Annotated in this window: 22 protein-coding genes; all 22 read right to left on the bottom strand. The window is 38.2% G+C overall.

The window, feature by feature from the left end:
- Positions 1-4 precede the first annotated feature (4 nt).
- The gene (gene plsY / locus acear_RS05495; protein WP_013278018.1) at positions 5-625 is read right to left on the bottom strand and encodes a glycerol-3-phosphate 1-O-acyltransferase PlsY; all 621 of its coding nucleotides are present in this window, start codon (positions 623-625) and stop codon (positions 5-7) included.
- 15 nt (positions 626-640) lie between these two features.
- Positions 641-1,957, bottom strand: coding sequence for a ribosome biogenesis GTPase Der (gene der / locus acear_RS05490; RefSeq protein ID WP_013278017.1), 1,317 nt, complete (start codon positions 1,955-1,957; stop codon positions 641-643).
- 17 nt (positions 1,958-1,974) lie between these two features.
- Positions 1,975-3,288 carry a DUF512 domain-containing protein gene (locus acear_RS05485; RefSeq protein ID WP_013278016.1) on the bottom strand — a complete coding sequence of 438 codons (1,314 nt, stop codon included), beginning with the start codon at positions 3,286-3,288 and terminating at the stop codon, positions 1,975-1,977.
- Between the two features lie 107 nt (positions 3,289-3,395).
- Entirely contained in the window at positions 3,396-3,860 is a 465-nt protein-coding gene (locus acear_RS05480) for a DUF3189 family protein (RefSeq protein WP_013278015.1), read from the bottom strand.
- Positions 3,844-4,311, bottom strand: coding sequence for a DUF3189 family protein (locus acear_RS05475; RefSeq protein WP_013278014.1), 468 nt, complete (start codon positions 4,309-4,311; stop codon positions 3,844-3,846). Before acear_RS05475 ends, acear_RS05480 begins: the two co-directional genes overlap by 17 nt.
- 20 nt (positions 4,312-4,331) lie before the next feature.
- Positions 4,332-4,532, bottom strand: a complete 201-nt coding sequence (locus tag acear_RS05470; RefSeq protein WP_013278013.1) for a capping complex subunit for YIEGIA — start codon at positions 4,530-4,532, stop codon at positions 4,332-4,334.
- 12 nt (positions 4,533-4,544) lie between these two features.
- A complete protein-coding gene (locus tag acear_RS05465) occupies positions 4,545-5,441 on the bottom strand; it encodes a YIEGIA family protein (RefSeq protein ID WP_013278012.1) in 897 nt (298 codons plus the stop codon).
- A 35-nt stretch (positions 5,442-5,476) separates the two neighbouring features.
- The gene (spoIIP, locus tag acear_RS05460; protein WP_013278011.1) at positions 5,477-6,580 is read right to left on the bottom strand and encodes a stage II sporulation protein P; all 1,104 of its coding nucleotides are present in this window, start codon (positions 6,578-6,580) and stop codon (positions 5,477-5,479) included.
- Positions 6,573-7,259 (bottom strand): DUF1614 domain-containing protein, encoded by a 687-nt coding sequence (locus acear_RS05455; RefSeq protein WP_013278010.1) that lies wholly within the window; start codon positions 7,257-7,259, stop codon positions 6,573-6,575. The genes spoIIP and acear_RS05455 overlap by 8 nt, the downstream gene beginning before the upstream one ends.
- Before the next feature lie 128 nt (positions 7,260-7,387).
- The gene (locus acear_RS05450; RefSeq protein ID WP_013278009.1) at positions 7,388-9,418 is read right to left on the bottom strand and encodes a bifunctional 4-hydroxy-3-methylbut-2-enyl diphosphate reductase/30S ribosomal protein S1; all 2,031 of its coding nucleotides are present in this window, start codon (positions 9,416-9,418) and stop codon (positions 7,388-7,390) included.
- 257 nt (positions 9,419-9,675) lie between these two features.
- The gene (locus acear_RS05445) at positions 9,676-11,106 is read right to left on the bottom strand and encodes a carbon starvation CstA family protein (RefSeq protein WP_013278008.1); all 1,431 of its coding nucleotides are present in this window, start codon (positions 11,104-11,106) and stop codon (positions 9,676-9,678) included.
- A gap of 120 nt (positions 11,107-11,226) precedes the next feature.
- A complete protein-coding gene (locus acear_RS05440; RefSeq protein ID WP_013278007.1) occupies positions 11,227-12,000 on the bottom strand; it encodes a LytR/AlgR family response regulator transcription factor in 774 nt (257 codons plus the stop codon).
- A 13-nt stretch (positions 12,001-12,013) separates the two neighbouring features.
- Positions 12,014-13,696, bottom strand: a complete 1,683-nt coding sequence (locus acear_RS05435; RefSeq protein ID WP_013278006.1) for a sensor histidine kinase — start codon at positions 13,694-13,696, stop codon at positions 12,014-12,016.
- Positions 13,697-13,737: 41 nt separating this feature from the next.
- A complete protein-coding gene (locus acear_RS05430) occupies positions 13,738-14,334 on the bottom strand; it encodes a lysophospholipid acyltransferase family protein (RefSeq protein ID WP_013278005.1) in 597 nt (198 codons plus the stop codon).
- A complete protein-coding gene (gene cmk / locus acear_RS05425; protein WP_013278004.1) occupies positions 14,334-15,005 on the bottom strand; it encodes a (d)CMP kinase in 672 nt (223 codons plus the stop codon). The genes acear_RS05430 and cmk overlap by 1 nt, the downstream gene beginning before the upstream one ends.
- Before the next feature lie 85 nt (positions 15,006-15,090).
- Positions 15,091-16,374, bottom strand: a complete 1,284-nt coding sequence (gene aroA / locus acear_RS05420) for a 3-phosphoshikimate 1-carboxyvinyltransferase (protein ID WP_013278003.1) — start codon at positions 16,372-16,374, stop codon at positions 15,091-15,093.
- Between the two features lie 16 nt (positions 16,375-16,390).
- Positions 16,391-17,497, bottom strand: coding sequence for a prephenate dehydrogenase (locus tag acear_RS05415; protein WP_013278002.1), 1,107 nt, complete (start codon positions 17,495-17,497; stop codon positions 16,391-16,393).
- 13 nt (positions 17,498-17,510) lie between these two features.
- Positions 17,511-18,524, bottom strand: a complete 1,014-nt coding sequence (gene aroF, locus acear_RS05410; protein ID WP_013278001.1) for a 3-deoxy-7-phosphoheptulonate synthase — start codon at positions 18,522-18,524, stop codon at positions 17,511-17,513.
- Positions 18,525-18,546: 22 nt separating this feature from the next.
- Positions 18,547-19,626 (bottom strand): histidinol-phosphate transaminase, encoded by a 1,080-nt coding sequence (gene hisC / locus acear_RS05405; RefSeq protein ID WP_013278000.1) that lies wholly within the window; start codon positions 19,624-19,626, stop codon positions 18,547-18,549.
- Positions 19,627-19,639: 13 nt separating this feature from the next.
- Complete coding sequence (aroH, locus tag acear_RS05400; RefSeq protein ID WP_013277999.1) at positions 19,640-20,008, bottom strand: chorismate mutase; 369 nt, start codon at positions 20,006-20,008, stop codon at positions 19,640-19,642.
- Between the two features lie 23 nt (positions 20,009-20,031).
- Complete coding sequence (locus acear_RS05395; protein WP_013277998.1) at positions 20,032-20,448, bottom strand: HutP family protein; 417 nt, start codon at positions 20,446-20,448, stop codon at positions 20,032-20,034.
- A 234-nt stretch (positions 20,449-20,682) separates the two neighbouring features.
- Positions 20,683-21,249, bottom strand: a complete 567-nt coding sequence (locus acear_RS05390) for a hypothetical protein (RefSeq protein ID WP_013277997.1) — start codon at positions 21,247-21,249, stop codon at positions 20,683-20,685.
- Positions 21,250-21,396 lie beyond the last annotated feature (147 nt).

The raw sequence follows: 21,396 nt of genomic DNA, 5'->3' as shown, positions 1-21,396 counted from the left end.
ACCATTATTCCTCTTTCTTTTCTACATCCATATTCCAGCCGATCTTATTCTCTTCTCCAGCCAGCAGCCTCTGAATATTAGGCCGATGGCGATAAACAACAAAGATAGCAATAGCCAAGCCTAAACCAACATAAGTCGCTGGACTATTAAAGATCAAGGCTGAAATCGGAATCAAAACCGCACCTATAATCGAACCCAATGAAACATACCGGGTAGTTAATACAATAACCAACCAGGCAAAGAAAGCAATCAAAACTGCTTTAGGTAATAAACTAATTAAGACTCCAACTGAAGTAGCTACTCCTCTGCCTCCATCAAATTTCAGAAAAATAGGCCAGTTATGTCCGGCAATAGCAGCCAAACCAGCTAAAATAAGAATTAAAGCAGCTTGTGAACCAAAAACCTGCTGCGCTATAAAGACACTAATATAGCCTTTACCAATATCACAGAGAGCTACCATAATTCCCATTCCAAATCCCATCACTCTATAAGCATTGGTAGCTCCAATATTGCCGCTGCCGTATTCCCTAATATCTACTCCTTTAACCAGTCGAGTAATTATCAGCCCAAAGGGAATCGAACCCAATAAATAACTGATTAAAATTACAAATATATAACTAACCATCCTATTTTCCCCCTCTTACTTCCTATTTCGAGCTATAATCTTAAGCGGCGTTCCATCAAAGCCGAAAGACTTGCGAATACTATTCTTCAGATAACGCTTATACGACTGCCTTAATAAGGTCGGATCATTAACAAAAAGAATAATCAACGGCGGCTTAACCCGCGGCTGTGTAGCATAATAGACTTTAAGCCTTCTACCCTTCTGACTAGGCGGTTGATGTTTAGAAATTGCCTCTTTAATTACATTATTTAAAACATTGGTCTTGATGCGGCGTGAATACTGCTCAGCTGCATATTCTACAATATCCAGAATCTCTAATACACGCTGTCCTGTCAGAGCAGAAACGAAAGTAATCGGAGCATAATTTATAAAGCTTGCTTCATACCTGATCTCATCTGCATATCTCTGATCAATATTAGTCTCTTTTTTAATTAAATCCCACTTATTAACTGCTATTACCATAGCCTTTCCTTGGTCATGGGCATAACCAGCAATCTTTTTATCCTGCTGAGTAATTCCCTGAGTAGCATCCAGAACCATCAAAGCTACATCGGAACGATCCACTGCCTTCAAAGACCTAATGACGCTATACTTCTCTATCCCCGCTTCAACCTTGCTTCTTTTTCTCATGCCAGCGGTGTCAATAATAACAAACTGATTATCACCTACTTCAAAATAAGTATCGATAGCATCACGGGTAGTACCCGGAACATCATTGACAATTACCCTCTCTTTGCCTAAAATACTATTCACTAACGAAGACTTACCAACATTCGGCCGACCGATAACTGAAATTCTGATTGTATCTTCATCATACTCTCCAGTCTCTTCAGTAGAGAAATGAGAAATTACTTCATCCAATAAGTCTCCTGTATTCAGAGCATGCTTAGCCGAAATAGCAACCGGCTCCCCTAAGCCCAATTCATAAAAATCATACTTAACCTTCTCTTCTAATTCTTTAGAATCCACCTTATTAACAGTTAAAATAATCGGTTTGTTACTTCTCCGCAGCAGATTGGCTACCTCCCGATCCATAGGCTTAATTCCAGTCCGTCCATCGACTACAAAGAGAACAACCTCTGCCTCTTCAATTGCTAACTCTGCCTGCTGTCTGACTTCATCCTTTAATTCTGCTTCACTATCTAAGTCCAATCCTCCGGTATCAACTACTAAAAAGTGATTATCCAACCATTCACCTTCACCATAAAGCCTATCCCGAGTAATGCTGGGTTCATCCTCCACAATCGAAATTCTATTGCCCACAATTCTATTAAAGAGAGTTGATTTTCCGACATTCGGTCTACCAACAATAGCTACCACTGGTTTACTCATTAAAAGCCACCTCCAAACTAGATATTCATTAATCTATTGACTAAATTTTCTGCATCATTATCTACAAGAATAAATTCAAGCTGCGGAAATCTATTCTCTAAATCACTTAACTTAAGGTCATCAATAAATAGATCATCATCATTCAATAAGACTGCTGGTAGAACTATCTTATCTGCTACTTCCGCCTCTTCTATAGCCTTAATTATATCTTCTCCGGCCAACAGTCCAGTTACTGTAACCTGACTGCCGAAAAATTTATTCTCTACTATTAATAAGTTAAGACTTAACTTTTCAATCTCATTCAATCTATCAATTACTGGCCTTAAAGCCTCAGCCCCTAATTCTCCAGTAATCAATGTAAAGTCTGCTTCTTCATTCAAAGAAGCAGGTAACTGATCGGCTGCTTCTTCAAACTGCTGCCAGAACAAACGGATCATACCAACCCCATTCTCCAGCTGAACAAAGCCGTTATAATCTTCTACAGCAGGCAGCTCTCTATCGGCTAATAGATAGAACTCATCAGCTAAATAAATAAAGTTCTCTCCTCTCTGCGCAAGCTTCTCTTGCCACTTAGCTACCTGCTCAATTACTTCTTCAGCTTCTTGGGCAGTAAAAGAACGCAGCGAATATAAACCGCTTCGATACTCTGTCAGTCCTACCGGGACTATAGCTAAACTCCTAACTGCCGGTGTTAGTTCTATTAAATTCTCAATTGTTCTATCCAATTCTTGCCCATCATTAATCTCAGGACAGAGAACAATCTGGGTGTGGAATTCAATTCCCGCTTCTACCAGCTCCCTTAACTTAGGTAAGATATCTCCTGCTTTCTTATTATGCATCATCCTAACTCTCAATTCAGGATCAGTAGTATGTACCGACACATAAAGAGGACTTAAATGGAGCCGCTTAATTCTATTGATCTCCTCTTCAGCTAAGTTTGTCAGCGTAATATAGCTCCCCTGCAGAAAAGAAAAACGGTAATCATCATCCTTTAAATTCAGCGTTTCTCTAAGTCCTGCCGGCGACTGATCAACAAAACAGAAGATGCAGTTATTATTGCATTTCTTTAATCCATCATAGATAATACTAGAAAATTCTAATCCTAAATCCTCATCATAATCCTTCTCAATCTCATAAAGCCATTCCTCACCATTCTTCTTTCTTATCAATAACTCTAAATAGAGATCTGTACTCAAGAATCTATAATCTATATAATCTCTAATCTGTTGATCATTAATTCGTAATAATTTATCTCCAGATTCAATGTCCAATTCATCAGCTATACTGTCTGGTCTAATATCAGTTATTTCCACATAAGGTTCTTCTTCCATAATTATACCACCTTAATTTCTAATCTACCTTATATTATCTTATATCAAACTAGATTAGTCAAGCTATAGACTAAAAAAAGCCCATCTCTACCTATGATGAGCAGCAGCTAATAGATATAACCTAACCTCTTTTTTACCCCCTGGACCAAATTAACAAACCTAGAGTAGGACTTCTGTAATCCATAAACTGTAAGCGGCCGTCCTATCTTAACCAGCCCCAGCCCCCGCGATAAAAAGCCGCCTATGCGAGTCATATTATTTACATAGGGCAGTGAATCAACCAAGACCAGCTCTGTTCTATCGATATCAAACTCTTCTAACATACTAAAGATAGCCCTCTTTACTACCTTAGGTGAACTCTTCATTCCCAGAATATAGACTTGAGAACCCAGCTCATCCTCCCCAAAATAATAAATAGTTCCTATCTCTTCGGTTTCAGTCTGATCATAATGGGGCAGAGCAGTAATCTCTCCAAAGGTTGGAACTCTATCTTCAGGCAGCAGACCTACATGGATTCCAGCAGCCAGAACAGAAGAATGGGCACTTCCATAACAATTATAAATTACTTTCATCTACTTGTCTCCCTTTAATCTCACTTACTATCTCCTTTACTTCAGAAAAAAAATCAGTTAAATTATTATAAATTAGTCTATTAGCCAAAAAAGAAAAGTTCAGACTCTTAATTACCAACCCAAGATTAAATCGCCAATTCTCATACTTAGTCAAATCTACAAAAATATCCTCAACTTCAATATTAAAAATTCGCTTGATACCGCTAATCGCTTTTTCGATTACACCTCCTACCCCCTCACTTCCTAAAATATAGATATCATTCCCCAGCTGATCTCTGCCGATAAAGATAATCTCCCCAGCCTTTATTCTATCATCGCTATTGAAATAAGTTAATTCCTCTAATTGATTCCACTCAGGCAGACCACCATTACTATCTAACTGGCCTAGATGAATAGCAGCAGCTATTACTGCTAAATATCTACCGGTACTGTCATAATATATTATCTTCATTTCTCTCTCCTCTACTCTAATCAATGTTTTACTAAAATATAGACACCATTGCCTAAATTATGGGCCATAGAAAAGGTTAAGCGAGAAAGTATCATAGCTATATATTCCAATTCCTCTTCATCTTCAGCATAAAAAACAGGAGCATAACCCCCGTCAACCTTGGCTTCATCCCCCTTTAAGGTTACAATAGCCAAAATATTATTGGTTAAATTAACATCCATCAGATTACCTCCTTAATCGGCTGCAGACTGACCGGCTTCAGTTGCTAGAGGTTTACGTTTTGAACTTTCAAGTACTGGAGTATTCTCCACTGCTTCTTTAACCCATTTCTCATCAGGTTCAATAGGAACAATAATAATACAGACTCTACCTGTATCCAGATTCAATCGAGCTAAAGGTGTATAATCCTGGACTCCTGTATCCAGTTTTACACCTAACTGAGTAATTACATCATGTATAATTGCCTGCCGTTGACCGATATTGGCTAAAGTAGCCCGGGCATTATCATCTTTAGGATCAATAACTATTCCGATACCGCCCTCTTTCCAGTGCTGAAGTGATTCTTTGAGACCAACATTCATAATAACCACTTCATCAATAGCAATATTAGCCCCTCCTGGTCCTATAAACTCCAGATCAACTACTTTAACTTCAGCAATATCTTGAATTATATCCTCCGTCATAGCCTGCTGTAAAATTAATGATGTTGCTATTCCAGCAGCCACTGCTCCAGGCCAAGAAAAAAAATTATATCCAATCGATGATATAAAGGCTACTAACATGGCCAAATAATTTCTGGCTTCAAAGACCTTAGCTATTCCTTCAATATAGGCACTACCGCGGGAAACTAACTCCGTCTCTTCTAATTCAGTTAAGAATTTCCGCTCCATATCCCGGATATTACTGAACTGCTGAGCAGCTAAAGCTAAAAAAGTAATGGCTACATACTCATCTGCTAATAAAGCAGGTACCACTAATCCGCCCAATCCAGCTGCTATAAAGCCTAAAGCCAGATGAACAGCATAGCCATGAGGATAGCCTGGATACTGACGATAATCAATTCTCAGCATCCAGAGCCGGGCTAAAGTACCTAAGACGGTACTAATAATAATCATGGCTCCATACTTCATACATATTAACTCCTTTATTTAACCTTAATTATTTACTATTCTTCATCATTTCCATCAGAAATACCAGCAAACTCTCTGCCGAAGAATTCTTTGATCCGATTAATTACTCCATTTAAGCTTCCCTCATTAGCAAAGAGATAACCAAGCATACCTATAATGACTACTCCCAAAATAATTAACAGCGACCGAAAAGCTCCAGAATTCTGTTCATTTGTAACATTTTCAGCTCCCTGGGCCTGGGCTGAAATCAGACTGGTTACAGCATTGCTGAAGAAAACAGTAGATTCTTTAGCATCATCTTCAGTAATAGTATGGGTTCCAAACTCTAATAATGTTGCCCGCGGTGATAGATCCTGATTATAGCTTCCTTTAGCATAATAAATTCCCTTAACTAAACCAGGATACTTCTTATCAGTAACATACTTCAACTGTTTAGCAAATTTATCATTAGCCTTCATTCCAGGATTCTGACGCCCTACAACTAGCCTTACTTTGGCTACTTGCTTACCATTAACCTTAGTCAAATACTGTGATTTATCCGGCACTCCATCCCGGTGTACATCAAATATAGCATCAGGACTTTTCTGAGCTAATTTCTTTGCTGTTCTCCGCGAACGTGCATAAGCCCCACCGTCATGTGGTCCATTAGATTCACCAGCATTAATAACTTTAACCCCTTTTTGTTCCAATTCTGTAGCTAATTTATTAACTACATTATGAATATCTCCTAACCCTTTTTCACTATGAGTTCCACTGGTAGGTACAAATGATTCACTACTGTGAGTATGATAGAGAGCAACTGTTTTCTTATCTTTTCCTTTGGCTAATGGCGCTTCTGAAGTTGATAATTCTGATAACGCAGAAGGTAATTTACTATCCTCAGAAATCAGATCTACTTCCCTATCATATTCAGCAACTGCTTTATCCTCTTTGACTTCAACAACAGTATACTTCTTATTATCCGGTCCTATATACCAATCGCCTTTATGGACCTTCATTTCTGTCTTAAAGACAGTATTACCCTTTTGGTCCACCACTGTAAAGTAATCCGGCGACTCCTCTGCAGCTAAAGCTAAAGTGCTGAACAGAAGCAGGAAAGTTAGAACTAAAACTGAAACTTTAGTTGAATATCTACTCATCATCTTCACCTCCATTCAAATCCCCAACCTCCATTTTATCTAAATCTCTTCGATCTTCTTGTTGATTATTCTCTGTTAATTCAGTTTCTAACCGTTCTCTGGATTCTCCAACAATTTCCGTCAATACTACAGCAATTAATCCAGCCAGGATTATAGTATCCAGAGCACCAGCACCGCCGATATCAGCTCTGCCGGTTACTCCTCCAAACGTAATCTGCCAGACATGGATTAAATCATATAGAAGAAATCCTAACGTACCAGAAAGAAAGGCACTTCTCCTCGATCTACTGGTTAAATAGGCAGTTATACCAGCAATTACTCCAAAGAGATAAGAAGGATCAAGTAAAGTATGGCCTTCTTCAAACTGGTATATCTGGGTTAGAGCATAGATTACTCCTCCGGTAGCTATTATCGAAATCAAGGCTCTGACTACTTCTCTATAATCTGCTTGAACCAGAATATAAATACCTAAGACTACTGGTAGGATAGCTCCTCCAACATTGATAGTAATCGGAGGGGTGTTGGTAATTGGAATATCAATATAACTACCTGCTATTAAAAGTCCGATAAATATTAGAGCCTGACTATCCGTCAAATACATTCTATCAAGAATACGCTCTGCAAAACCTAAATAGATTAAAATCCCTGCTGCCACCAACAATAAAATTCCAAAAGACATCTTATCACCTCCATATATTTATTGGTAAGTATTTTTTCCTAGTTTCTATAAAATATTCACTTAACTAAAAAAACCTCTGGCCTGATATCAGGCCAGAGGTTAAAGAAATAAAATCTATATATTAAATTTTACTGCTCTTCTTCAAATAATTCTCCGAACATATCACCGATAGTAACTCCGGTTCCTTCATCATCATCATCAATAAATTCATCTACATCTTTTTGTTGACTCTTCTCCTGACTTTTATCCTGACTCTTCTGCTCCTCTTTATCTTCTAATTCTTTAAGACTCAATCCTACTTTTCTCTCATCAGGTTCAATATTGATGATCTTGGCTTCAACTTCATCTCCAGCAGTTACTACTTCTTCAGTATTAGCAACATGGCGATGAGAAAGTTGTGAAATATGAATTAATCCTTCAACACCCGATTCAATCTCCATAAAAGCACCAAAATCAACTGTTTTTGTGATCTTACCCGAAATAACTTCTCCTTCATTGTAATTATCAAGAAACTCCTCCCAAGGATCAGGCAGTATCTGCTTTAAACCTAAAGAAATTCTTTCTTCTTCAGGCTTAACACCTAAAACCTTCACCTCAGTCTCTTGGGCCTCTTCTAATACGTCGGAAGGATGATCGATTCTGCCCCAGGACATCTCAGAAATATGTAATAATCCTTCAACCCCTCCAATATCTACAAAAGCACCAAAGTCAACTAATTTAGTTACTCTTCCTTCAATTACTTCTCCTTCTTCTAAAGAAGCAAAAATCTCTTCTTTCTTCTTAGCCCGCTCTTCTTCTAATACTTCTTTTCGGGATAAGACTACATTATTATTATCTCTTTCTACCTCTATTATCTTTAATTGTAGTGTTTCACCTACATATTGGCTTAAATCTTCAACATATTCAATAGCAACATGAGAGGCAGGAATAAATCCTCTTAAACCAACATCAGCTACTAAACCACCTTTAACTTCTTTTGTAATTTCAGCTTCAATAATCTCATCATTCTCATATACCTTTTCTACTCTTTGCCAGGACTTCTCCTGATCCTGCTTCTTTTTGGATAAAACTATATTTCCATCCTCATTCTCCTGATTTAAAACCTGAACCTCAACTTCTTCACCCTCCTGTACTACATCAGATGGGGATTCAAACTGTTGATTACTTAATTCATGAGACGGAATAATTCCTTCGGACTTAGCTCCAATGTCCACATAAACCTCATCATCAGTAATCTGTTCTACAGTTCCAGTAAGTGCTTCACCTCGCTCAATATCAGTATCTTGGGCCTTACTATCCAACTTTTCAACATTTTCTTCTTTTTTAATATCTTCCATTCGACTGACAACCTCCTTAATAATCCAATTTGGGGTCGATGCCCCCGCTGTAACTCCTACCTTTTCTATATTATAAAACCAATCCCGACTTAACTCCTCAGCTGTTTCAACATGGTACGTCTTAGCACCAGCTTCATCACAGATTTCAGCCAGGCGATTGGTATTTGCACTATTATAACCGCCAATTACAATCATTAAACCAACTTCAGCTGCTAACTTACCAGCAGCAGCCTGCCGTTCATGAGTAGTAGTACAGATAGTATTATAAATCTTTAACTCCTCTGTCCTATCCATTAACTTAGTAACTAACTCTTTAAACTTCTTTATCGACTGAGTCGTCTGAGCAATAACTCCTACCTTGTCCATATTTTTAGGCAGTTTTTCAAGATCTTCTTCCTCTTCAACTACAACTGCCTGATGATCTGTTGAACCTAAAATAGCAGTTACCTCTGGATGCTTCTTATCACCACTAACTATCACTTGATAGCCTTCTTGATACAGCTTAGATGCATTCTCTTGAGCCTTTTTTACAAAAGGACACGTAGCATCCAGTATATTTAAATCTTTATCCTCAGCTTTAGCCAATACTTCAGGAGGAACCCCATGGGATCTAATGATAACTGTTCCCTCTTCAACCTCCTCTATAGTATCAACAATTCCCACTCCTAATTCTTGTAACCTGTCAACTGCCTGTGGATTATGTATTAAGGGACCTAAAGTTCTAGTCTTTTCCTCCTTATTCTCTCCTGCTTCCATTGTTAATCTCATAGCTCTTCTTACACCAAAACAGAATCCTGCATGATCAGCCAAGATTATCTCCAAAGCTACTCCTCCTTCTACCAACAAATACAAGTCGACCTTCCTATTACTTCCTTTTATATTATTCCCAATTTAATCATGAATATTATGGAATTAAAAGAAAGCCCTTTTTACTTCTTCGCCATCAATAAAATAATTCCTCCCTAAATCCAAAAAAAGTATGTCTTGATTTGAATCAAGACATACTTTTTAGCATAAACAGGAAACAACTGTTAGCATATACAAGAAACTAACCTCTTTTTTATGTTAGTTAACTGTACTTAATTTTTCTTTACCTGTTCTTTACTAACTACTGCAGTATTATTATTAACTAAAAACCACACTAATGCACCGCCTGCTGTTAACAATCCACAGACTGTAGCAATCGTCACACTTAAGCCTAACCCTTCTGGAGCTGTAATGATATAAGAAACAGATACTGCAGTCATAAAAGTAGCCGGAATAGTAGCTATCCAGTGCAGCTTATTATGCTTAGCTAAATAAGCAGCTCCAGCCCATAGAGCTATCATGGCTAATGTCTGATTAGACCAGGCAAAGTAACGCCAAATAATACTAAAATCCATCTGGGATAATAAAGTACCAATCATAAAGAGTGGTAAAGCTAACTTCAATCGATTCTTACTTGCAACCTGTTCAAGATCAAATATATCAGCTAAAATTAATCTAGCACTACGAAAAGCAGTATCACCCGAACTAATAGGTAGTGCTACAACTCCTAACATAGCCAGAATACCACCAACGATACCTAACATACTGTCGCTTATCTCTTTAACAATTCCGGCTGGACCGCCTAGATTAGACATAGCAGTAGCTAACTCTCCAGTCCCTCCAAAGAAAGTCATAGCTGCAGCAGCCCAGATCATAGCTATTACTCCTTCAGCAATCATGGCACCATAAAATACCTTACGGCCATCCCGTTCATTCTTAAGACAACGGGCCATTAATGGTGACTGAGTAGCATGAAAACCACTAATAGCACCACAGGCTATTGTAACGAACATAAGCGGCCAGATTGATAAAGATTCAGGATGTAAATTATTAAAAGCAATTTCAGGAATCTGATAATCGCCAATTACTAATCCACCGCCGACTCCTAAAGCCATAATTAATAATGAAGCACCTAATACAGGATAGAACTTAGCAATAATCTTATCTACAGGCAGAATAGTAGCCAAGAAATAATAAACAATAATAATTGATAACCATACATTAAGGGTAATCATATTCGGAGTTAAATTAGCTAATAATTTAGCAGGTCCGGTCATGAATACAGTTCCCACTAAAATTAAAAGAATTACAGAAAAACCGCGCATAAACTTGCGGGCACCTTCTCCTAAGTATTCACCGACAATTTCGGAAATTGTTGCTCCATCATTCCTTACTGACAACATCCCAGCTAGGTAATCATGAACTCCACCAGCAAATATAGAACCCAGAGCAATCCAGATAAAGGCTACCGGCCCCCAAAGTGCTCCCGAAATCGCCCCAAAGATAGGACCTAACCCAGCAATATTAAGCAGCTGAATTAGAAAGATTCGGGCCCAACCTAAAGGCACATAATCGACACCGTCTTCTTTTGTAATTGCTGGTGTCTTCTTAGTTTCATCCTCTCCAAATATTCTTCCTATAAATTTACCATAAGTTAAATAACCTACAATTAGAATAATTAATCCACTAATAAAAGATACCATTCTATCGCCCCCTAATTTTTTATTTCAAATCTATTATACTTAATTAGAGGACAGATCGAAATATTTATAGGTTAAACTGCAGAAATCGATACCCAAACCGCAGTATATCAGGCTAAAGAATTATAAATTTATAATTTCTTTTAATCTTTTAATTTTATTACGACTAACAGGAAGCTCAGACTCTAATTCATCATTCATAACTAATCTATATTTTCCTTTAAACCAAGGAATAATCTCACTAACTTCTTTTAAATTAGCTAAATAACTGCGGTGCACTCGAAAAAAATATGGAGTAGGTAGTGTATCTTCTAGAGCTGATAGCGTAAAATCACTACAATATTCCTCAGTATTAGTTTTAATATAAACATCCCCTTCTTTAGTATAGGCAGCAATAATATCCTCTTTATCAAGTAATTTAATCCTACCCTGCTTAGAATGAACCGGAATCCTAATCAATGAGTCTTCTGCCGATTCCATTGATGCAATTAATTGGTTTAACTGCTGATCAATAGCTTCTTTACTTTCCGTCTGTTGTTTAGTTAATATTCGTTCGATTGTCTTTTCAAACCGCTCTTTAGAGAAAGGTTTTAACAAATAATCAATAGCATTCAATTCAAATGCCTTAATAGCATAATCATCATACGCAGTTATAAAAATAATTAACGGCTTTTGATCCCAAGTTAAGATCTCTTCAGTTACTTCAATGCCTGATTTCCCCGGCATTTGAATATCTAAAAAGGCTACATCTGGATCCTTATCTGCAATTAATTCAAGAGCCTGTTGCCCAGTTGCTGCTTCAGCAATAACCTCCAGTTCATCAGTCTCAGATAATAAAAATTTTAGTTCATCTCTAGCCGGTAGTTCATCATCTACAACTACAACATCCAACTTCATTAAGCTGCCTCCTTTAGCTCTGCTTAGGAATTGTAATGTAAATTTCAGTTCCCTTCCGCAGACGGCTCTCTATCTGCAAGCCATAACTGGAATTATATATCTTCTCTAATCTGGAATTCACATTAGCCAAACCGATGCCCATTCCTTCACCGGTTCCTTCTTGTAAAATTTCAGTTAACCTCTCATTTTCAATACCAATCCCATTATCTTTAATTACAATCTCTACCTCATCATCATTATCTTGAGCGATTATCTCAACCTTTCCTCCACCTGGCTGAGGTGAAACACCATGACGGACGGCATTCTCTACTAACGGCTGTAAAATAAAATTAGGCAGCTGTACTTCTAATAATTCATCCTCGATATCTATCTTAACTTCCAACTGGTCACCAAATCTAGCCTTTTCAATAGCAATATAATTTTCAATATGTTCTAGCTCCTCTGCTAAACTAATAATTTTCTTATTAGATTTAAGTGTTCTTCTAAAGAATTGGGAAAGATTAATTAATAAATCTCTGGCTTGCTGAGGACGGGTACGACAGAAAGAACTAATAGTATTTAAGGCATTAAATAGAAAATGAGGATGAATTTGAGCCTGTAAAGCCTTAAGTTCAGCCTGCGTAGCAAGTTGGGCTTCTTTCTTAAGCCGGGCTATCTTAATCTGAGTCGATAAAAGATTGGCTACACCAGTAGCCAATTCAATCTCTACTTCTTTAATACTTTCTTCTCTATCCTTGTAAAACTTCAAAGTTCCAATAATTTCATCTTGGAATTTAAGCGGAGCCATCACTGCTGCAGCCAAGTTACAATCAACCACTGGACAGCCGATATCATAAGCAGTTTCAGCAACGGAAACCTCGCCGGTTTCAAGTGTTCTTTTAGTAGCATCAGTCAAGATATCTTCTCCGGGTTGATGGTGATCTTCAGCTAACCCTTTATGGGCTAATACCTCACTGAGATTAGTAATCGATACAGCCTTAATATTAGTCATCATTAAAATTGTATCTGCCGTTTTCTCAGCAGAATCATAATTCAGCCCTTCCTGCAGATGAGGTAGAGTCCGATTAGCAATCTCTAAGGCCTTCTGAGACTGCAAAGCTTTAACCTTCTCTTCTTCCTTCTTGGCAGTTTGAAGAATATTAACAAAGATTGCAATTCCAATAGCATTATTAAGAATCATAGGCACAGCAATCACTGTTACTAACTGCTGAGCTTCAGCAAATGGAGTACTTAGAAATAAAACATATCCCATTTCAATAATTTCGACTCCAATTCCTACCCAAAAAGCAAGCTCTGTATTAATCTGATCAAAAGAGCGATACTTTCGGGTTAAACCAGCAATTAATCCGGAAGTAATAGTTCCTATTGCACAGGCAAAAGCAGTAAATCCACCTAGAGTATACCGATGTAATCCCCCGATCAATCCAGCACCTAAACCAACAAATGGTCCCCCTAAAAATCCGGCGACTACTACGCCAATAGCTCTAATATTTGCATAAGCATTAAAGATATAAACTCCTAAAAAGGTTCCTAAAGCCGAAAGAATTCCAAAAAAAAGAATTAAAAAAAACTTAATTTTGAGACTTGGCTCTCCATAAACAATCTTCTTGAAGGTATCTGTTCTACTCAATAAATAAGCAAAGACAGCAATTACTGACATATTCTTTAATAGAGTAATTAATAAATCAAGTATCACAACAGCACCTACCTTCTAAACTAGACTTAAACCAAGATATTCTACTCTATTAATTGACGAACTTCATCCATAATTTCAGAGCCAACTTCCTTCATTTCTTTTTTATCCAAATCTTTTCCATAATACTGCTCCAATGTAAAAGGCTGACCGATATTAATCTGAACTTTCTGACTAAAAGGATTATCAGTATCCCTTAATCCTAACGGCAGAATAGGAGCCTCAGATTTTAAGGCAATCATTACAATCCCGCGTTTAGCCTTCTTTAATTTTCCAGATTTACTTCTAGTTCCTTCTGGAAAAAGACCTAAACATCCTTCCGACTCTAAAAGATCAAAAGCCCTCTTAAGAGCCTTACGGTCAGGTCGTCCACGGCGAATAGGAATAGTATCGATATAATCCAAAAAGCCTCCTACTACCGGTATCTCAAATAATTCCTTTTTGGCTACAAATTGAATTCGTCTAGTTAAGGCACTGGAAATAATCACCGGATCCCAGTTGCTGATATGGTTTGATACGACAATTAACGGCCCTTCTTGAGGGATATTACCCCTTCCTTCTATCTGCCATCCGGTTACAAACCTAAAAAAGATATTGGTTAGAAAATGTCCTACATTATAGACAGCACTATCACTCCTCATTATAATTCCTCCTGACAGAGCTTTATTACTTGTCTGAGAACTTCCTCCACTGTTAAATTAGTCGAATCCAATTCAATAGCATCTTCTGCTTTCTTTAAGGGAGCTACCTTCCGTTCCTGATCCAGTCTATCTCTGCGCAGAATCTCATCCTTTAATTCATCAAACTCAACATCCTTCCCCTTCTCTTTTAATTCCTCATACCTGCGTCTAGCTCGCTCCTCTACTGAAGCAGTAAGAAAAATCTTCAGATCAGCATCAGGCAGGACTACTGTTCCAATATCCCTACCATCCATAATGACTCCTTTATTAGAAGCCATTTCCTGCTGGAGATTAACTAATTCTTCTCTAACTGATGATACTTTGGCAACTACCGAAACATAGTTACTCACTTTCTGGCTTCTAATTTCCTCAGTAACATCTTCCTCATCCAGCAGAACCTTATCCTCTCCATCAATCTTTTCTAACTCAATTTCAGTCCGATGGGCCAGATGGGCTAATTCATCTTCATTATTTAAATCTATATCTTCCCGTAAAGCCTTTAGAGTTAAAGCCCTATACATAGCACCTGTATCTATATAGATAATTCCTAATTGTTCAGCTACTCTCTTAGCTACTGTACTCTTTCCTGCTCCTGCTGGTCCATCAATAGTAATAACTATATCTGATTGCATAATTATCTAGTCCCCTCTTCTATATTCTATCATACCGCTCACTAAATAATTCAAGATAGAAGATAAGACTCCTGCTTCAGCTAAATTAAATATCCTTCAATAACTCGACAAAATTAGGAAATGAAGTCTTAATACAGTCAGCATTAGTAATCTCTATCTCTTCCTGGGCAATCAGACCAGCAACTGCTAAAGACATAGCTATCCTATGGTCATCATAACTGCGGCAGCTGCAGCCTCCTTTAATTGACTGAGGACCCGGAATCACCATTCCATCTTCTCGTTCTTCAACTTCAACTCCCAATCTCCTCAATTCAGTTACCATTGCCGAAATTCTATCTGTCTCCTTAACCCGTAGTTCTTCAGCATCCTTAATTACTGTCTCACCTTCAGCCTGTGTTGCAGCCACGGCCAGTATCGGTAATTCATCAATTAACTTAGGAATTACTGCCCCACCGATTGTTGTAGCCTGTAGATTACTGGAGTTAACCTTGATATCTGCTATCGGCTCCTGGTTCTCCAGCCGTTTATCTAACAATTCATAGTCTGCCTCCATTGCTGTCAACACTTCCAAGATTCCGGCCCGCGTTGGATTCAGTCCTACATCCTCCAGAATCAATTCTGCCTGCTGATTGATTAAAGCAGCAACTAAAAAGAAACTGGCCGAAGATATATCACTGGGTACTACAACCTTCTGTCCTTTCAGCTTAGGTTGGCCTATAACGCTAACCTCTAAACCATCTATATTAAGTTCAGTTCCAAAGTATTCCAGCATCCGTTCTGTATGGTCTCTGGACTTAGCAGGTTCAATTACTGTAGTAGTACCGTCAGCATATAATCCAGCCAATAGAATACAGGACTTCACCTGGGCACTAGCCACAGGTGACTGGTATTCCTGGTTAGTTAGATTCTGTCCAATTACTGTTAGTGGAGCTAAATTCCCGCCGTCCCGGCCGTAGATTTCAGCACCCATATCACCTAACGGCTCAACTACTCTGGCCATTGGACGCTTCGATAGTGACTCATCACCAGTAACAACTGCATAAAAGTCCTGCCCGGCCAAGATTCCCAGCATCAGACGCATAGAAGTCCCTGAATTGCCTAAGTCCAATATTGATTCAGGCTCCTGAAGGCCATTCAAACCTACTCCGTGAATCACCATCTCTTCCGAGCCTAAACCTTCAATCTCAACCCCCATCTTCTGGAAGGCGCGGGCTGTATTGAGACAGTCCTCGCCTGTTAAAAAGCCGGTTACTTCTGTCTTTCCTTCGGCCAATGCTCCCAGCATTACTGATCTATGGGAGATAGATTTATCGCCAGGCACCTTTATTGTCCCCTGTAATTTATCTTTAGGCTTAATCTTTAATTCCATATTTTCACTCCTTAATCTACTTTACCTTCAATTTATATCCAGCTTCTCTTAATAAATCCTCTGCTAATTTAAGCGCTTCTCCGTCAGCAAAGGCTAATCGCAAAGTTCCGCCGCTTTCTCTAACCTGCAGCAGTTCAATATCAGAGATATTAATTCCTGCTTCCCCTAGTAAAGATGTGACCTTACCGATTGCTTTGGGCTGATCAGGAATGGTCACTACCAGCTCATAGGTTGAAGCAATCAAACCGCGTTTTTTTTCGGGAATTTCCTGGCGGAGAGCCTGAGTCTGTTTAAAACGGTTAAATAACTCTTCTCCCTTATTGGCTGCCAATACTCTCTCAAATTCTGCCAGCTCTCCTTTGAAGGTTCTGATCATCTCTAAAATTTCTTCGGAATTACTAAGACAGATATCCGTCCACATTCTAGGACTTCCAGCTGCAATTCTGGTAGTATCTTTAAAGCCACCAGCAGCTAGAGAAAATACATGATCATCATCTCTAGCTGCTTGGCCTACTGCTTCAACTAAAGTACAGGCCATTACATGAGGTAGATGGCTAACAGCAGCTACAATTCTATCATGTTCTGCCGGCGACATAAAGAGTAGTTTGGCTCCAATTTCTTCTAACAATTCCACTAATGCTTGCTGCCTATCTTCTGGCGTAGGCTCTAAAGGAGTCAATACATAAACAGCATTTTCAAATAAATAAGCATCTGCTCCCCCAGGACCGCTGACCTCTGAACCGGTCATTGGATGGCCGGGAATATAGGTAATATCTGACCGTAATTGATTATTGATTTTTTCCATTAACCAGCCTTTAGTGCTCCCTACATCAGTTATAATAGTCCCCGGCCTTACCTGTTTTTGAATCTTATTTAAAATATCAGGGATCACACTTATAGGAGTAGCTAACACAACTAAATCAACTTCTCCCAGTAAAGAATTATTCTCCAAATTATCAATTATTCCATCAATAGCTCCAATTTCTAATGCTTCCTTTAAGTGATCTTTATTCTGGTCATAACCGACTATTTCAGTTACCGATGTAAAACGTTTGCAAGCCAGTCCCAAAGAAGCGCCTAACAGTCCTACTCCAATAATTGCTATCCGATCAATCCTGTTCATAAAATCCAGCCCTTTATAATTTCTTATTTACTGCTTCAGCAATAGGCTGCATTTCATCCATTAACTTAGCAAAATTAGTTGGAGTCAAAGACTGCGGTCCATCGCTTAATGCTGTAGCTGGATCGGGATGTACTTCAATCAATAAACCGTCAGCCCCAGCTGCTATTGCACCCTTGGATACTGAATCAACTAAACTCCATTTTCCAGTACCGTGGCTAGGATCTACAATAATCGGCAAGTGGCTTAATTCCTTAATTACCGGTATAGTGGAAATATCAACAGTGTTCCGGGTGTATTCAGAGAAGGTTCTAATTCCTCGTTCACAGAGAATAACATCATGATTCCCACCGGCCATTACATACTCAGCAGATAATAAGAGTTCTTTATAAGTTGCTGTCATACCCCGCTTCAACAATACCGGTTTATCTGCCTTGCCCACTTCTCTTAACAGAGGATAGTTCTGCATATTCCGGGCGCCAATCTGGAAAATATCAGCATACTTAGCTACTAACTCTACACTGCGAGTATCCATTACTTCCGTAACTATCTTAAGCCCGGTTCGTTCTCTGGCTTCAGCCAAAAACTTTAACCCTTTTTCCTTCAAACCCTGAAAACTGTAAGGAGAAGTTCGGGGTTTATAAGCTCCACCGCGCAAAATCTGAGCTCCATTTTCCTTAACTACCTCAGCTGCTTCAAATAGCTGCTCTTTGCTTTCAACTGCACAGGGCCCAGCCATTACAGTTACGGATTCGCCGCCGACCTTAACTCCATCCACATCAACTACTGTTGGTTCCTTCTTAAACTGCTTTCCTGATAGTTTATAAGGCTTTGTAATCTCTACTACCTTTTCAATCCCCCGCAGAGAAGCAATTGATTCCATTGCTTCATACTTATTTTCACCAATAACACCAATAATTGTCTTTACATCCCCTTGCGAAAGATGAGGTTCAAAACCTAACTCCTCTACCCGCTTAATTACATTTTCAATCTGCCGTTCAGTAGCATTATCTTCCATTACAATTACCATATTAATCTACCTCCTTAAATTTCTAAGCTAAAACCTGTTCTAAAGTATTGATCAAACGTTGATTCTGCTCGTCAGTACCTATAGTTACTCTAATCATAGTCTCATAACCAAAAGCCTGAGCATTACGGATAATTACTCCCTGTTTCTGCATATCAGCAAAGACCTCACTGGCATCCTTTTTAACATCAACTAAAATAAAATTAGTCTCTGTCGGTACATATTCAAGCCCTAGCCGCTCAAATTCTTGATATAGATATTTCTTTCCTTCAGTGTTAATCTCTTTACTTTTATTTAAATGATCTTGGTCCTGCAAAGCAGCATAAGCAGCCGTCTGAGCCATAGAATTCACCTCAAAAGGAGGTCGTACCCGATTTAAATAACCGATTAATTCTTTATTCGATATAGCATAGCCGATGCGTAAACCGGCCAGACCATAAATCTTAGAGAAAGTACGCAGAATAATCACATTATCATAATCAGTTAGATAATTAATAGTTTCCGGATAATCATCCGAAGTTACATACTCCTTATAAGCTTCATCAAAGACAACAACTACATCATCAGGAACTTCAGCCATAAAGCTGTCTACTTCCTGCTTAGTTACAGTTGTACCTGTTGGATTATTGGGATTACAGATAAAGACTAACTTAGTCTGATCAGTAATAGTTTCCAACATTGCAGATAAATTATGAGTATAATCCTTTAGAGGAACCTTAACTACATCTCCGCCCATTATATTAGTAGCAAACTCATATTCGCTAAATGATGGTTCAGCGACAATAACTTCTTCCCCAGTATTAACAAAGGCTTCACCGATGAATTTCAAAATATCATCAGAACCATTTCCAAACATTAATTCTTCTTCACTGACTCCTAACCTATCACTTAAAGCTTCTTTTAAAACATAACAGTCTCCGTGAGGATAAATATGTACTCCTGACGCAGCTTCCTTCATAGCCTCTACAGCCTTTTTAGATGGTCCAAGCGGATTCTCGTTGGAAGCTAATTTAATTACATCATCAATCCCTAACTCCCGTTTAACCTCTTCAATCGGTTTTCCTGGTACATAAGGCTTAATATCCAAAATATCTTCTCTAATCATTATCTATTCCTCCTTAGTCAACTAAATCAGGTCTTAATTTTTTAGCATCCTTTAGATAAATATGTTCTACTTCTTCTAGCTTCTCACCAGCATTAATATGAATTAATATTCTAACACACTTAGAAATTGCTCCTGGAACATCTATCTCATTGGCACATAATAGAGGGATAAAGTCCAGTCCTAACTCTCTAGCAGCCTGAGCAGGAAAAGCAGCATCTAAATCCTGTGTTACAGTAAAGAAGATTGAGATAATATCTTCTTCATCTAATTGATTTCGTTCTAAAATTTCAGTTAATAATTCTTGAGTTGAAGTTAATATATCCTCCTTAGTATTCTTATCTACCGTAATCGCACCTCGAATTGCAACAACCTCACTACTCATTATAACACCTTCCTCTTAGTTCTTTAGGGAACAGCTCTATGCCCAAGACCAATTGCCATCTCATTAAGATGTAATAAACCAATGGCAAAGAAGACTGCTACACTGATATGATCTCCCCGGCGGGCAACTCCAATCTTTCCTCCAACATTAAAACCTATAGCCTTATCAGTAATCTGGGATAGAGCTTCTTTAGTAGCGCCAGCTACCGCCCCTTGATCGGTATGAGTATCTTTAATTACTGATTCTCGTTTAGCAGCCACTATTGCTCGTTCAATAACTTTCTTTACAGAGGAAGTAAATTCACCGCCAAAATCAACCGCTGCTACTTTTAAATCCTCTGCAGCATACTCTTTTTTTAATTCCTTTTCTTCTTTTCGATCCGTCAGCGACATTTTAATTGCTGCTGTTGCTACTTCTTTGCTAGCCTGATCATCCTTCATCGATCAATCCTCCTTAGCTTAGATTAAAATAAAAAAATCACTCCCGGAAGGAGTGTTAAATTTAGGCATAGCTAGCCCCCACTTGATACTCCTACCGTTTCAACCATACCGATCGATCAAGCTCTTAAATTATTAAGTTATAATAGCTCTTCTACTATCCTACCATACTACCATAATACCAAATTACTACTTTTTATTATGTTAACATAAAGTCTCCTCTTTTACAACCCTGGATTAATACCTTTTTCTAACTTTTACCTCTTCTAAAGTATATAAATCATTCTTAATCCAGAACCGCTCTCCGCCATTAAAGTTCTGTAGGTTATCTGATAAAGCAGTCACTTGGAACCAGAGCCCCTTATTAATTCCTCTTGTATCCAGAATAATCTTATCCCCCGGTTCTACCAAAATACGGGCCTGACCTTTGCTAAATGTTTTGCGTAATTTCTTATTTATAAATACCTTTATCTGTTGGTCTGTAGTTGAATTTAATACTTTAAGCTCCACAATGCCCTGTTTATCAGTCGTTACCGATTCCGACTGGGTTACTTCTTTCAATTCAGCCGTCTGCTTAACCCCCGAATTATTTCTCTGTAGATAAGTTACAACTTGCTGGACTACTGGAATTTCCTTTAGCTGCTGTAAATATGAATTCTCAAACTGTAGTTTAGCACTTAAGGGATCATTTAGGGCAATCTGGACTGTAATCAATAAGATGAGTAAAGAAATAGTCCCCTTAATTAATAAGCTTTCAATTCGTTCTATTAACCGTAAAATGAAATTATAAAATCCCCGGAACATAGTTTCATCACCTCATATATGATAATTTCTAATTAAATACTATGTATTCCCGGGGAATAATATCCCAATCATAGGTAAATTTTACATGAATATATCTTCAACTTACTGTTCATTTAAGATATTGCAGATTATAGTCAACAAATCTCT

It is taken from the genome of Acetohalobium arabaticum DSM 5501 (assembly GCF_000144695.1).
Taxonomy (GTDB): Bacteria; Bacillota; Halanaerobiia; order Halobacteroidales; family Acetohalobiaceae; genus Acetohalobium; species Acetohalobium arabaticum.
Note: the sequence above shows the minus strand (reverse complement) of the source record. Positions and strands in the feature narration are given on the sequence as shown.